Genomic DNA, 14,260 nt, shown 5'->3' with positions numbered 1-14,260 from the left:
GGGCTTGCGATGGGGCGTGCAAGGGGCGGTGGTCAGATTGGCCCAGCTTGCGTGCTTTAAAGAAGACAATCTCAATGGGGTCGGGGTTGCATCTGACCTATTAACAATGGCGATATAAGCGCCCAACAAAAAACCAGGGACCGTCACATGCTGCTCGATACATTGATCCATCGCACCCGTTTGCCGTGCCCGCAGGTCAGCGCGGAGCAAGCCTTGCAGTTGCTTGAGCAGCATTACGGCCTCAGCGGCACCCTGCAGTCCCTGGGCAGCCAGCAAGACCTCAATTACCGCGTCGACAGCGATCGTGGCCGCTTCGTCCTGAAAATCTGCCGGGGCGAGTACGCCGCCGTTGAGCTGCACGCCCAGCACGCCGCTCTTGCGCACTTGCAGGCACACGCCGGCGTCCGGGTGCCCAAGGTCATCAGCACCCTCGGCGGCGAGCAACTACTGAGCGTGACGCTGGCCGGGCAGGCCTTGCACCTGCGGTTGCTGGACTATATCGAAGGCCAGCCGCTGACCCACCTGCCGCATCTGGGCCGCGCGTTGATCACAGGTTTTGGCCGGCTGTGCGGGCAGATGAGCCAGGCATTGGCCGATTTTGCGCACGCGGGCCTGGAGCGCACCCTGCAATGGGACCCGCGCCATGCCCGGGAGCTGATCAGCCATTTATTGTCGACGCTCGACAACCTGCCGCAGCGCGCGGTCCTGGAGCGGGTCGCGGTAGAGGTCGAGCAGCGCCTGCGGCCCTTGGTCGATCAGTTGCCCTGGCAGGCCGTGCATATGGATATCACCGACGACAATGTGGTGTGGCAGCGCGATGCCGAGCGGCATTGGCAAGTGCAGGGTGTCATTGATTTCGGCGACCTGGTGCACACCTGGCGGATTGCGGACTTGTCGGTGACCTGTGCCGCTTTGCTGCACCACGCCGAGGGCGACCCGTTTGCGATCCTGCCGGCGATCCGGGCCTGTCACGCGTTGACCCCTTTGCAACCCCAGGAATTGCAGGCGCTGTGGCCGCTGATCGTGGCCCGTGCGGCGGTCCTGGTGCTGAGCAGCGAACAGCAGCAGCGCCTGGACCCGGATAACACCTACCTGTTGAAGAATGCCGAGCACGAGTGGGAAATCTTCCAGGTTGCCACCTCGGTGCCGTTTGAGTTGATGGAGGCGGCGATCCAGGTGTGCGTCGGTGCAACCCCCAAACCAGTGGCCAGCGAAGGCTTCGCCCCGCTGCTGCCGGGGTTGGTGGGGCGCGAGTTCGCGCTGATTGACCTGGGTGTGCTCAGTGAGCATTTCGAAGCCGGAAACTGGGAAACCCCTGGCATCGACCAACATTTATTGCAGCAGGCCGCAACGGTCCATGGCTTGGCGGCCAGTCGTTATGGTCAGTATCGCTTGTCCCGCACGCGTCCCGACTGCGCGAGCGAACCGCAAACGTTCGCCCTGCACGTTGAACTGTATGTGCCCCAGGGCAGTGTCGTAGAGGCGCCGTTCGCCGGCATCCTGCGCAGCACTGCCGATGGCGTATTAAGTCTGCATAGCGCGCAACTGAATGTACGGCTGCTGGGCCTGAAAAATGCGTTGCAACCCGGCGCCGCGGTGCTCAAGGGCCAGGTCCTGGGGGAGGCGGGCGGGGCATTGACTGTGCAGATGTGCCGGGTTGACCTTGATCCGCCACTGTTTTGCACACCGTCCCGCGCTGCGGCCTGGCAGGTGTTGTGCCCCTCGCCGGCGACGCTGCTGGGCCTTGCCTGTGACGCCGAGTCGGAGCTGGATCCAGAAGCCTTGCTGGCCCGACGCGACGCCAGCTTTGCGCGCTCGCAAAAGCACTATTACGTCGACCCGCCGCGCATCGAACGCGGCTGGCGCAACCATCTGATCGACATGCAGGGCCGCTCGTATCTGGACATGCTCAACAATGTCGCGGTGCTGGGCCACGGCCATCCACGCATGGCCCAGGTGGCGGCGCGGCAGTGGTCGCTGCTCAATACCAACTCGCGCTTTCATTACGCCGCGATTGCCGAGTTCTCCGAGCGGCTGCTGGCGCTGGCGCCCGAGTCCATGGACCGGGTGTTCCTGGTCAACAGTGGCACCGAAGCCAACGACCTGGCGATCCGCCTGGCCTGGGCCTACAGCGGCGGGCGCGACATGCTCAGTGTGCTGGAGGCCTATCACGGCTGGTCGGTGGCCGCCGATGCGGTGTCCACCTCGATCGCCGACAACCCCCAGGCCCTGAGCAGCCGGCCGGATTGGGTGCACCCGGTGACCGCACCCAATACCTATCGCGGCCAATTCCGTGGCCCGCACAGTGCGCCGGATTATGTGCGCAGCGTGGAGCACAACCTGGCGAAAATCGCCGCCAGCCAGCGCCAGTTGGCGGGTTTTATCTGCGAGCCGGTGTATGGCAATGCCGGTGGCATCTCCCTGCCGCCGGGCTATTTGCAGCAGGTGTATGCCCTGGTGCGTGCCCAGGGTGGGGTGTGCATCGCCGATGAAGTGCAGGTCGGCTACGGCCGCATGGGCCACTTCTTCTGGGGTTTTGAAGAACAGGGCGTGGTGCCGGACATCATCACCATGGCCAAAGGCATGGGTAACGGCCAGCCCCTTGGCGCCGTGATTACCCGCCGGGAAATCGCCGAAGCGCTGGAGGCCGAAGGGTATTTCTTCTCGTCCTCGGGGGGCAGCCCGGTGAGTTGCCGGATTGGCATGGCGGTGCTGGATGTGATGGAGCAAGAAAAGCTTTGGGAAAACGCCCAGGTGGTCGGCGGGCACTTCAAGGCGCGGCTGGAGGCGTTGATCGAGCGCCATCCCCTGGTGGGGGCGGTGCATGGCTCGGGCTTCTATCTGGGACTGGAGTTGGTGCGCGACCGCCAGACCCTGGAGCCGGCAACGCAAGAAACCGCCAAGCTGTGTGATCGCTTGCGTGAGCTGGGGATTTTCATGCAGCCGACCGGGGACTATCTGAACATCCTCAAGATCAAGCCGCCGATGGTCACGTCTAAACGCAGTGTGGATTTCTTTGTCGACATGTTGTCGAAGGTGTTGGATGAAGGGTTGTAAACACCTTTCTATGAGTTGAAATGAGATCACCCCTGTGGGAGCGGGCTTGCTCGCGAAAGCGGTGTATCAGTGACAGATTTGTAGACAGACACACCGCTTTCGCGAGCAAGCCCGCTCCCACAAGGGTGATGGGGTTTCAGACGTTAACCCGATTGTTATCGGGAATATTTTGAGTTTTTTAGACGGTTGGATGTTTGCAAGCTTTAAAAGCCGATTTTTATCCGCTATAAAGTCGGCCAGCATTCCCCTTTCTGTCATCGGCCCCGGTTATCCTGGCCGCTGACCACCGCCCAGGAGATGATTCATGAGCCGTATCGTTACCGTCGCCGCTACCCAGATGGCTTGTTCCTGGGACCTCGAAGCCAATATCGAGACCGCTGAAAAGCTGGTCCGTGAGGCCGCAGCCAAAGGCGCGCAGATCATCCTGATCCAGGAACTGTTCGAAAGCCCGTACTTCTGCCAGAAGCCAAACCCGGACTATCTGCAACTGGCAACCCCGGTTGCAGAAAACGTGGCCATCAAGCACTTCCAGAAAATCGCCAAGGAACTGCAAGTGGTCCTGCCGATCAGCTTCTTCGAGCTGGCCGGCCGTGCGCGGTTCAACAGCATCGCGATCATCGACGCGGACGGCTCCAACCTCGGGATTTATCGTAAAAGCCACATCCCGGACGGCCCTGGCTACCACGAAAAGTACTACTTCAACCCGGGCGATACCGGCTTCAAAGTGTGGAACACCCGCTACGCGAAAATCGGCGTGGGCATCTGCTGGGACCAGTGGTTCCCGGAATGCGCCCGCAGCATGGCGTTGCAAGGCGCGGAGATCCTGTTCTACCCGACCGCCATCGGCAGCGAGCCACACGACAAGACCATCTCGTCCCGTGACCACTGGCAGCGCGTGCAACAAGGCCATGCCGGCGCCAACCTGATGCCGCTGATCGCCAGCAACCGCATCGGCAACGAAGAGCAGGACGGCTACGACATCGACTTCTACGGCTCGTCGTTCATTGCCAACCAGTTCGGCGAAAAAGTCCAAGAGCTCAACGAAACCGAAGAAGGCATCCTGGTGCACAGCTTCGACCTCGATGAACTGGAGCACATCCGCAGCGCGTGGGGCTCGTTCCGTGACCGCCGGCCGAACCTGTACGGCGCGCTCAAGACCCTCGACGGTTCCCTGGAGTCCTGATCGCCATGACCACTTTGCACAGCACGCCTCGCGCTGACGGCTTCTATATGCCAGCCGAGTGGGCACCCCAGACCCAGGCCTGGATGATCTGGCCCGAGCGCCCGGACAACTGGCGCCTGGGCGGCAAACCGGCGCAGGCGGCCCACGTGGCAGTGGCCAAGGCCATTGCGCGTTTTGAGCCGGTGACGGTTGCGGTTTCCGCCGGTCAGTACGAAAACGCCCGGGCGCGCCTGGATGTGCCGAATATCCGGGTGGTGGAGATGTCCAGCGACGATGCGTGGGTACGCGACAGCGGGCCGACCTTCGTGATCAATGACCACGGCGAAGTCCGTGGCGTGAATTGGGACTTCAATGCCTGGGGCGGGTTTGACGGTGGCCTGTATGCGCCGTGGAACCGCGACTCCCAGGTGGGCGGCAAGATCCTCGAGATCGAGCGCAGCCCGCGTTATCGCACCGAGGGTTTTGTGCTCGAAGGCGGTTCGATTCACGTCGACGGTGAAGGCACCCTGATCACTACCGAGGAATGCCTGCTCAATCGCAATCGCAACCCCCATCTGGGCCGCGAAGAGATCGAAGCGGTCCTGAGCGCCAACCTGGCTGTGGATAAGATCATCTGGCTGCCCGACGGTCTGTTCAACGACGAAACCGACGGCCATGTGGATAACTTCTGCTGCTACGTGCGCCCGGGTGAAGTGTTGCTGGCCTGGACGGACGATCCGCAAGACCCGAACTATGCACGCTGCCATGCTGCCATGGACGTGCTGCAAAACAGCACCGACGCCAAGGGCCGCGCGTTTACCGTGCATAAAATGCCGATCCCGGGGCCGTTGTACGCCACTGAGGAAGAATGCGCCGGTGTCGACCCGGTGGACGGTTCCCAGGAGCGTAATCCGACCGTGCGTCTGGCCGGTTCCTACGTCAACTTTCTGATCGTCAACGGCGGCATTATCGCGCCGAGTTTTGATGACCCGCTGGACAGCCGCGCCCAGGAAATCCTCCAGGGCCTGTTCCCGCAGCATGAAGTGGTGATGGTGCCGGGCCGTGAACTGTTACTGGGTGGCGGCAATATCCATTGCCTGACTCAACAACAGCCCGCGCCGCACAAAAACTGAGTGCAGTTGTAACAGGCAATTTCGCTGCACCTCGGCTGATTGCCGGCAAGTGCGCCGGGTAATAACAGCAAGCCCATGGCCCGTCGGGGTCGTGGGCTTTTTTGTGTCCGCAGGCCTATAAACCGGACGCTTTGGCACAGCTCTTGTATCGGCGTTGTGACAGTGATCGGGGTTTGTGACTGCGCAGTTCTGTCATAAACCTTGAGTAAGTTAGCCGCTCAAGCAGTAGGAGAGAGCGCTGAAATGAACGCCGATATCAACCTGGTCTATAAACGCGCGCCCCATCCTTCGGTCGTGCGAGGTGACGCGATTCACACGCTGGCACTTTGGTTGAAGGCAAACGGCTCGCGCCGGATCCGGCAGGCGGATCCACGCAGGGTGATGAGTGAGCGCTACCCGCTGGGGTTGTTCAGTGAGGATGAGGTGCAGGTGCTGTGCGAATTGATCCAGGACTGACGGACGCTGATATCCAAATGTGGGAGAGGGCTTGCCCGCGATAGCAGTGTGTCAGTTGATGCATATGTGACTGATACACCGCTATCGCGGGCAAGCCCGCTCCCACAGGAACTGCATGTGGCTTAGAAGTTGTACGTCCCCGTCACCACCAGGCTGCGCGGCTCACCAAACTGGATCTGGTTGGCGCTGGTCGCCGACGCGTAGTACGTCTTGTCGCTGATGTTGTTCAGCGCCGCCTTCACATCCCAGTCCTTGTGCCGGAACCCGGCCAGGGCGTCCCAGCGGCCATAGCCCGGCAACACCACGGTGTTGGCGTTATCGGCATAACGATCACCCACCAGGGTCAGGCCGGTTTCGGCGTACCAGCCCATCTTCGGTTTCCAGGTGACGAACAGGCTGGCGTTGCGCTTGGCCACGTCGCTGATGCGCTTGCCTTCAAAGCCATTGTTGTCTTTCACCACCTTGGCATCCTGCACGCCGACGCCACCGCGCACATACCAGTTGCCGACGATTTTGCCGGTGGTGGTCAGCTCGATACCACGGGAGCGCTGGATTCCGCTGAGCAGGGTGATCAGCGGGTTCTCCGGGTCGCGGGTGCGGCGGTTGTACAGTTCCAGTTCATACACGGCGAGGGTGGTGCTCAGGCGGTCGTCGAGCCAGTCGCTCTTGACCCCGATTTCCTTTTGCTTGGTCAGCTCGGGGCTCAGGTCATTGGTATTGCCCGTGGCATTCGGGGTGATGCCGATCAGGCCGCCGCCGGTGGGGGAAAACGTCTTGCTCCACGACGCGTAGAACGAATGGTTCTCCAGCGGCGTCCACACCACGCCCAGCCGTGGGCTGGTGTTGTGGCTGTCGACCTTTTTGCGCAGGTTGATGATTTTATTGGTGGTGTCCACTTCAAAACGGTCGTAGCGCAAACCGGCGAGCAACTGCCACTGATCGTTCAGGCGCAGTTGGTCCTGCACATACAGGCCCTGGCTTTCGACCTCGGTGTGGTTGTTGCTGGAGATCGTCATCGGCCCGGTATGGCTCAGATGGCGGTTGGGGTGGTTCAGATCCACTGCCGGGACGCCCTGGCCACTGTACAACTTCGGATCACGGCGCTGGCTGCCCAGCTCCACGCCGGTCAGCAGGCGGTGTTCCAGGCCAAAGGTATTGAAGCCCCCTTCGAGCTCGACGTTATTGAATACGTTGCGCGTCGTCAGGTCCTGCTGCCAGCGCTGGCGCCCGACGGTGTTGGTCTTGGGGTCGTAGCCGGTCAGGTAGGTGTTGTCGAAATCACTGTCGAGCTTGAACACACCCAGGGTGTGACGCAGTTGCCAGCTGTCGTTGAGTTCATAGGCGAGCTTGGAGCGCAGGGACTGGGTGGTGTCGTCGATATAGTCCCGTGGGTCGCCGTAGGTAGTGTCGCGGCTCACATCGGCCGGGCGCCCGCGCACGCCAGGGATGCCCCGGTCCGGGGTGCGGTCGTAGCGGCTGTATTCGTATTGCACCAGCCAGTTCAGTTGCGGGGTCAGTTGCCAGCTCATCGACGGGGCGAATAATTTACGGTTGCCGCTGATGCCATCGCGAAAGCTATCGGTGTCTTCGTTACCCATGTTCAGGCGCAGGCTGATGTTTTCGGTCGGATCGGCGCTCAAGTCGGTGTACAGGCTGCGCAGCCCGTTCGTGCCGCCCTGGGCCTCGACGCTGGAGGTGCGCCCGGCCTGGGGCAGCTTGCTGACGCGGTTGACGATCCCGCCTTGGCCACCACGGCCGTACAACACCGCGGCGGGGCCCTTGAGCACATCGATGCGCTCGATGTTGTGCAGGTCGCGCACGTATTGGCTGTCGTCGCGGATGCCATCGAGGTAGAAGTCGCTGCTGGCCTCGAAGCCGCGGATGCGCAAGCTGTCGAAGCGTGTGTCGGCGCCGCTGCTGACGTTGGGGATGCCACTCAACGCCTGGCCCAGGTCGTTGGTGCCGTAGGCGCGCAGGTTCTCGGTCTTTACCGAGTCGATCGCCTGGGGCACGTAGCGCACCGGCGTACTTGTGCGCGTGGCGGTGTTGGTGTCTTTGACGCGTGGGTCGTCTTCGTCAGCTTCGGCGCTGATGGCGGTGGCGGGCAGTGTGGTCGCGGCGCAGGCAAATTCGGCACACAGCAGTGCAGAAAGCCCAAGGGTCATGGGCGTCAGGCGAGAGGCAGGCATCTAGGGGCGCATCCGTAAGAGGGAGGGTAAATAATGCGCGAATGATAATGCTTGCTATTTGCGCGCGTGATTTATTCTTACGCTGCCTGTTCGGGCATTTGTTACAAAATGTGTTTTTGAGGGAATTTTACGCATCAATGGAAAATGCGTTACCCACCAGCGGCTTATTCACACGATGAATTGGCCGAGCGTATATATCGCGTAAATAATGGCTAAATAATATCGCTTAGACTTTTTTTGCCTAAATACAGACGATTCACTAAATTGACACGCGGTTCAGGGCGCGGATAGGATTCGCCTCAACGCCTGTGGCTAACCGCCATGACTTCTCTATAAAAAAGGCCCGCGGCATATTCGGTCGTCCGCGGGCCTTTTTTTATCCGGGGAAAGTCGATACCAAAAAAGCCAAATGGAGCCAGGTGTCACAGCGCGTACTCAACCAGTAATAAGGAATAAAAAAATGTTGAATAAACGGATGGGTCTGATTGCTCTGGGGATTTTGAGCGCTACTCAGGCAATGGCAAACGACCAGGAGCAATCCAAAGGCTTCGTGGAAGACAGCCACTTGAACATCGCGGCGCGTAATGCGTATATCAGCCGCGACTACAAAGACGGTGGTAAAGATAAAGCCGAGTGGGGCCAAGGCTTCATCGGTAAGTTCGAGTCCGGCTTCACCCAAGGCACCGTTGGTGTGGGTGTGGACGTGATCGGCCAATACGCCATCCGTCTGGACGGTGGTAAAGGTCGCAGCGGCGCTGGCGGCATCAACTTCTTCAAGCAAGGCGACAGCGGCGCAGCACCACACGACCTGGCCAAGGGCGGCGCAGCCGTCAAGGCACGCATCTCCAACACTGTGCTGAAGTACGGTGACCAGATGCCAGCCGTGCCGGTCCTGCAGTACGACAACTCCCGTCTGTTGTCGGAAACCTACACCGGTACCTCGATCGTCTCCAAAGAGATCAAGGGTCTGGAGCTGCAAGGTGGTTACTTCACCAAGGAAGCCCAAAAAGGCGCCGAAGGCACCGACAGCGGCAACCTGAAAAACATCGCCTACCTGGGCGGTAGCTACAAATTCACCGAAAGCCTGTCGGCCGCGCTGTACGCATCCGACATGGAAGACGTGCTGAAGAAGCAATACGTCAACGTCAACTACGTGCTGGCCCTGCCACAAGAGCAGTCGCTGACTTTTGACTTCAACGGCTACAAGACCAAGCTGGACAAGAGCTTCGCCCAGCTGACCCAAGGTGATGCTGACGCCCGCGACAACAAGATCTGGAGCCTGGGCGCCACTTGGGCCTTCGGTCCGCACAGCCTGACCCTGGCTCACCAGCGCAGCACCGGTGACACCGGCTACATGTACGGCGGCTACCGTAACAACACCAAGGGTAGTGGTATCGGCGACGGTGGTAACACCATCCTGCTGGCCAACTCCTACTGGTCTGACTTCAACGGTAAAGACGAGCGCTCCTGGCAGGTCGGCTACGGCATTGACTTCAGCACCTTCGGCGTACCGGGCCTGACCTACAACATCGCTTACGTGCGTGGCACCAACATCGACGACGGTAGCAACCGTGGCGATGGCACCGAGCGTGAAATCTTCAACCAGTTCAAGTACGTAGTACAGAGCGGCCCGGCTAAAGACCTGAGCCTGCGTGCCCGTGCCTCCTGGTTGCGTGTTTCGACCAACGCCAACAACTACAACGTTGGTGGTAACGAAATCCGCCTGTTCGCCGACTACCCGATCAACGTGTTCTAAGATCGTGCGTCGTGCCTGATACCAGGCAATAAAAAACCCCGACTTGTCGGGGTTTTTTTTATGGCTGCCTAAACCCTACGCCTTGACCTGCGCCAACTTCTGGCAGTTGGCCTTGCGCGCCGGGTACTGCCCGCATTTGCGCAACACGCTTTGCACCTGCTGGGTGTTCTGCAGTTGCTGGTTGGCCAATAGCTTCTCGGTGATAAACAGCTCCTCCGAACCCAGGTGACGCTCGGCCGTGTCGATCATTGCCAGGGCGGCCTTGCCGTCGCCGCGCTTGAGGTAGTAGCTGATCATCAAGTCATAGGTCGAAGGCCCGGCCAGGGACCAGTCCTTGATCGCCTGCAATTCTTTGAGGGCATCGGCATTTCTACCCTGGGCCAGGCGCACGGCGTAGGCGGTGCGGCGGATGTTCGGCTGGTCCTTGACCGGCGAGCTCAAGGCGCGCCGGATAAACGCATCGGCCTCGGGCACCTTGTTTTTGGCCAGGGCGGCGGTGGCGGCGTAGGCGTCCTTGTAACCCTGCATGGCCTTGGCCACAGGCGCGGCGTCACGCACCTTCGGCCAGCTCGTGGTGTTGACCCGGGCGCGGCGCTCCTTGCGGTACTCGCGTTGCAGGTATTGGCGCAGCTCGGTGTCCCGGTCGATGGCGGACATGTGGGAGCGGTTGAAGTAATCGGTGGTGGCGGTGATGGTATTGGTCAGGCCGTCCTTGACCAGCACGTCCAGCTCCTTGGTAAAGCGGTCGAGGTTGAACTGCTGCAATGAATCTTGCATCGCGTCCTTGCGGGCGGTGAGAAAGCCCGTCAGCAGCGGCTTTTGCTTGCCCTGGAAATCATTCAGGCGCTCCAGGCTGTGGGTGGCCGCACGGGGCGCGTAGCCGGCCCGGATCATCAGGTCGGTGCCGAGCAAATCTGCCTGGTCCTCCTGGCTGCGGCCCCAGGCAGTGCTCCACACGTTGTCGGAAAAACTGTTGGCCAGCGAGGTATACAACACGGTATTGCCGATGGTTTTTTGCGTGCCGGCCGGGTCCTTGCTGAACAGTTTCATGGTGCCCGAACTGCGGTCCACCCCGGTATTGGCCGCCACGGTTGCCAGGGCCACGGTGGAGGCCACGGTGGTGAACATGTCCTTCTGTTGCTGGAAGGCAGCGGCACGATCATGGTGGTGCAGCAGCACGTGGCTCATTTCGTGGCCGAGCATGGCGGCGATTTCGTCTTCGCTGCCGACGTTCTCCAGCATGCCCAGGGGCACGAAGATATTGCCGTACGGGTCCGCCGACGGTCCGAAGCTGTAGCTGTCGGTGATCTTCACCTGCAACAGCGGCAACTGCCCCGGCCAGCCCTTGGACAGGCGCGTGACGATGCCCTGCAAGTACACCTGCAACATCGGGATATCCACCAGGTTCTGCTGGCGCGCCTCGGCCGCAGGCACGGTGCGCCCGTCGTAACTCAAGCGCTGCTGGCCCGCGCGCTGCGGGTCGAGCTTGTAGTACTGGCGCACGTCAGCGTTGTCCACATAGTGGCCTTCGACGCGCGACTGGGTCGACGGCCCCACCAGGTTCAGAAACGCCTGGTCTGCACCCTTCAAGGTGGCGCAGCCGCTGAGCAATGCACTGGCCAGCAATAGATATCCCTTCACCGCGGTACTCCCTTATTGATTGCAGCCGGCACCGTAGCCGAGGGTGGACTTGTTGTTACTGTCCTTGGCCAGGCTTTGGGGCATGAGCTGGCACGGCAGCTTTGTGACATTCAGGGGCGGGTCGATTCGCAGGTCCCTGGTGTCCAGCCAGACTTTCTGCCCAGCCAGCTCCACCAGGACCAACTCCAGCTCCTTGTTGAGTTGCAACACCTGAACGGGTTGCTTGGGTGTGTCTTTGCGGGCGATTTCCCGCAGCAGCTTGCCCTGCTCGTCTACCACCTCCACCGGGTCGGCCAGGAATTCCTTGATGACGTGGGTTTCGGCCAGCACACCCTGGCTGTAGAGCGCGGCGAGTAACACGATGAGGATTCTGTTCATCCTTGGTTTCCTTGAGTGAGACGACATGGCGGCACCCTCAGCGGCCACGGTCGAAGAAAGCTTCGATCCGCTCGCTGAACAGCGCCAATGACAGCAAAACAATACCCAGCACGTTGACCAGGGTGATGTGGTTCAGATACAGCACCCCGCACACAATCAGCAGCACCAGCATCACCACGCCCCACGACGGGTAGGGCGAGGTAAAAAAGCGACTCTCTTGATCCTGCCAGCGCGTCCAGGTGGGCAAGCCGGCCAGGCGCCGGGCATGCAGGGCCTTGAGTACGATAATCAGCGCCAGCAGCCCAAGCTCCAGGACGTCTACCCAGTGCAGGTTCAACCTCGGGAAATTGGCCGGCTCGCGGTCGTAATCCATGCCCTTGTTGATCAGGTTGTCCAGGGCCATGGCATGCAGGTACACCCCGGGGATCAGGCCATGCACGGGCGACTGCACCAGGTCGCCGGTGGAGGTGATGCTGGCCCCGACCATCACCAGTCGGTCGCGCAGCAACCCGGCCACCAACGCCTGGTCTTCCGGTGAGCTGACCTCCAGGTCGCTGGCCGACAGGGTCAGGCTATAAGGGCAACGGGCCTGGGCGGAGTCGTCGAGTTTCCAGAACACTGCCTGGAAAAATTGCGCCACCCAATCCAGCACAAAGTTGCGCGGTGGTGCGCAGTGCCGGATATCCGCGATCTGCGCCTGCTGCGGCGCCAGCTTCAAGCCCCACTGCACGGCGATCGGCTGTAGCTGCGCCGCGGCTTCAGCATCCCGGGGCAGTTGGCTGGCACACGGCTGGCCCTTGCAGAACTGGCGGTACAGGGCCAGGGCCGGGGTTTCCATCACCCCCAGTGCGGTCGGCATCGCCAAGGGGTACTTGTCGTCCACACCGTCCCACACCACCAGCCCCGGCTGGCTGAACGCGGCAAACTGCTCGAGGGTATTGGCCTGCCCATTCTCGCCCCGCGTCACCCCGGTATTGGCCAGCAGCAGGGGAATGCCCCGGCGCTGATAGCGCTCGAACACATTCGCCAACAACTGGCTGCCCCGCGTCGGATCGCCCAGGGAGTGATCGTGGCTGTACAGCAAGTCCACAAACACCGCCTTGGGTTTGTAGGCCAGCAAGCGTTTGAACAACTTGCTCTGCTCGCTATACGGCATCGGCCACGAGGTGTTGTTGCGCATCAGGTAGGCGTCGTCGATCAACACCACGGTGATATGTTGCTGGCCGGTGCCGGGGTAATTGCTGGAGAACATCCGGTTGAGCCACTGGGCGGATGCCTTGTCACTGGAACTGGCCAGGCCGAAGGGGTCGAGCACCGCTAGCAACACGATAAAAAACGCGAGCAAATAGCGACGACGATTAAAAAGCGGGGGGTTCTTCGACATCCATGTCTCGATAAAAAACGGCGGGTGCTGTTGGGGGCAGGTTTCCCGCAGCGAATGCATGGGGTTTTAAAGGACGGGGAGGGGGGTGTCAATTAGAAATATGGCTAAGTGCCATCTGGCGCCCGCCGCCCTCGGCATCAAGCGGCAGATGACGTCCCCGCCGGGCGCGATTTCACCAGCCCCACGGCCAATGCAGACAAAATCAGCGCAATCGAGATCCCCTCGTTGAGATCGACCCGATGCCCCAGCAACAGCATGGAACCTGTGACGCCAAACACCGGGATCAGCAACGACAACGGCGCCACCTTGGAGACCGGGTACTCGCGCAGCAGCAGGTTCCAGCCCCAGTAACAAAAGTGCGTGGCCGCATACACCTGGAATAACAGCGAGAACACCGTCAGCCACTCCATATGGGTGACCAGCGCAGTGAACGGCGCCGATCCATGGGCCAGCCACGTCAGCAGCAGCAACGGAAGCGGCGGGAACAGGCTGGCCCACACCACAAAGGCAAACATCTCGCGCACTTTTGATTGCTTGATGATGACGTTGCCCACACTCCAACTGAACGCACTTACCAGCAGCATGCCGTAACCCAGGGTTGTCGCCTCGCCCGGACTGCCGGCGATAATGCCGATCAGTCCTACAGCCGCCAGCCCCACTCCGAGGATCTGGCCGACGCTCAGTTGCTCGCGAAACAACAACACTCCCCAACCCAGGGTAAAAAAGGCACTGAACTGGATCAACAAGGCTGCCGTACCTGGCGGCACACCCCATTCAATCCCCAGGTTGATCAAGGCCCACATCGCCACCCCGAAGATCAAGCCATAGGCCACCAGCCACTTCATCGCCACCGCCGGACGCCGCACAAAAAACACCCACGGCAACGCCGCCAGCGTAAAGCGCAGGGCGGTCAGCAACAGCGGATCGATCCCCGCCAGCCCCAGCTTGGTAATCGGAAAATTCAGCCCCCAGACAGCCGTCACCAACACGGCCAGGGCCAAGTGTTTCTTTTGCATAGTGTTCTGATTCCTGTGTGCGTCAGCCAAGGCGCAACTATGCGCAATAGGTGAGCTGGCTCGCTTGCACTATCAGGTCATAAATCAT

10 protein-coding genes are annotated in these 14,260 nt (G+C 60.9%); 5 read left to right on the top strand and 5 right to left on the bottom strand.

Going from position 1 to position 14,260, the window contains the following annotated elements:
• Positions 1-147: 147 nt before the first annotated feature.
• The 4 genes from AC19YY_RS11110 (at position 148) to AC19YY_RS11095 (ending at position 5,808) form a co-directional block, all read left to right on the top strand.
• The gene (locus tag AC19YY_RS11110) at positions 148-3,057 is read left to right on the top strand and encodes an aminotransferase (RefSeq protein ID WP_500604176.1); all 2,910 of its coding nucleotides are present in this window, start codon (positions 148-150) and stop codon (positions 3,055-3,057) included.
• A gap of 304 nt (positions 3,058-3,361) precedes the next feature.
• The gene (gene aguB / locus AC19YY_RS11105; protein WP_169953872.1) at positions 3,362-4,240 is read left to right on the top strand and encodes an N-carbamoylputrescine amidase; all 879 of its coding nucleotides are present in this window, start codon (positions 3,362-3,364) and stop codon (positions 4,238-4,240) included.
• A 5-nt stretch (positions 4,241-4,245) separates the two neighbouring features.
• Positions 4,246-5,352 (top strand): agmatine deiminase, encoded by a 1,107-nt coding sequence (gene aguA / locus AC19YY_RS11100; protein ID WP_172312458.1) that lies wholly within the window; start codon positions 4,246-4,248, stop codon positions 5,350-5,352.
• A 243-nt stretch (positions 5,353-5,595) separates the two neighbouring features.
• Positions 5,596-5,808 carry a hypothetical protein gene (locus tag AC19YY_RS11095; protein WP_432754892.1) on the top strand — a complete coding sequence of 71 codons (213 nt, stop codon included), beginning with the start codon at positions 5,596-5,598 and terminating at the stop codon, positions 5,806-5,808.
• 122 nt (positions 5,809-5,930) lie between these two features.
• Here the strand turns inward: AC19YY_RS11095 and AC19YY_RS11090 are convergent, their stop codons facing one another.
• Entirely contained in the window at positions 5,931-7,997 is a 2,067-nt protein-coding gene (locus AC19YY_RS11090) for a TonB-dependent receptor (RefSeq protein WP_500604175.1), read from the bottom strand.
• A gap of 460 nt (positions 7,998-8,457) precedes the next feature.
• Here AC19YY_RS11090 and AC19YY_RS11085 point away from each other — a divergent pair, with 460 nt between their 5' ends.
• Positions 8,458-9,753, top strand: a complete 1,296-nt coding sequence (locus AC19YY_RS11085) for an OprD family porin (RefSeq protein ID WP_169863984.1) — start codon at positions 8,458-8,460, stop codon at positions 9,751-9,753.
• Positions 9,754-9,828: 75 nt separating this feature from the next.
• Here the strand turns inward: AC19YY_RS11085 and AC19YY_RS11080 are convergent, their stop codons facing one another.
• The 4 genes from AC19YY_RS11080 to AC19YY_RS11065 all read right to left on the bottom strand — a co-directional run bounded on the left by AC19YY_RS11080 (position 9,829) and on the right by AC19YY_RS11065 (position 14,172).
• Positions 9,829-11,394 (bottom strand): M48 family metalloprotease, encoded by a 1,566-nt coding sequence (locus AC19YY_RS11080; RefSeq protein ID WP_169953868.1) that lies wholly within the window; start codon positions 11,392-11,394, stop codon positions 9,829-9,831.
• A gap of 12 nt (positions 11,395-11,406) precedes the next feature.
• Positions 11,407-11,772: a hypothetical protein gene (locus tag AC19YY_RS11075; RefSeq protein ID WP_169953867.1), complete on the bottom strand. Its 366-nt coding sequence runs from the start codon at positions 11,770-11,772 to the stop codon at positions 11,407-11,409.
• 37 nt (positions 11,773-11,809) lie between these two features.
• A complete protein-coding gene (locus tag AC19YY_RS11070) occupies positions 11,810-13,156 on the bottom strand; it encodes a CHASE2 domain-containing protein (RefSeq protein WP_432754894.1) in 1,347 nt (448 codons plus the stop codon).
• A 137-nt stretch (positions 13,157-13,293) separates the two neighbouring features.
• Entirely contained in the window at positions 13,294-14,172 is an 879-nt protein-coding gene (locus tag AC19YY_RS11065; protein WP_500604174.1) for an EamA family transporter, read from the bottom strand.
• Positions 14,173-14,260: the final 88 nt, after the last annotated feature.

The sequence above is a fragment of the Pseudomonas sp. MF09156 genome, from assembly GCF_059862305.1.
The sequence above is the reverse complement of the archived record's forward strand: the minus strand, read 5'-3'. Positions and strand labels throughout refer to the sequence as shown.

Coding starts and splice junctions, on each gene's coding strand:
- AC19YY_RS11110 (WP_500604176.1), top strand. CDS start 148: ATGCTGCTCGATACATTGATCCATCGCACCCGTTTGCCGTGCCCGCAG.
- aguB (WP_169953872.1), top strand. CDS start 3,362: ATGAGCCGTATCGTTACCGTCGCCGCTACCCAGATGGCTTGTTCCTGG.
- aguA (WP_172312458.1), top strand. CDS start 4,246: ATGACCACTTTGCACAGCACGCCTCGCGCTGACGGCTTCTATATGCCA.
- AC19YY_RS11095 (WP_432754892.1), top strand. CDS start 5,596: ATGAACGCCGATATCAACCTGGTCTATAAACGCGCGCCCCATCCTTCG.
- AC19YY_RS11090 (WP_500604175.1), bottom strand. CDS start 7,997: ATGCCTGCCTCTCGCCTGACGCCCATGACCCTTGGGCTTTCTGCACTG.
- AC19YY_RS11085 (WP_169863984.1), top strand. CDS start 8,458: ATGTTGAATAAACGGATGGGTCTGATTGCTCTGGGGATTTTGAGCGCT.
- AC19YY_RS11075 (WP_169953867.1), bottom strand. CDS start 11,772: ATGAACAGAATCCTCATCGTGTTACTCGCCGCGCTCTACAGCCAGGGT.
- AC19YY_RS11070 (WP_432754894.1), bottom strand. CDS start 13,156: ATGTCGAAGAACCCCCCGCTTTTTAATCGTCGTCGCTATTTGCTCGCG.
- AC19YY_RS11065 (WP_500604174.1), bottom strand. CDS start 14,172: ATGCAAAAGAAACACTTGGCCCTGGCCGTGTTGGTGACGGCTGTCTGG.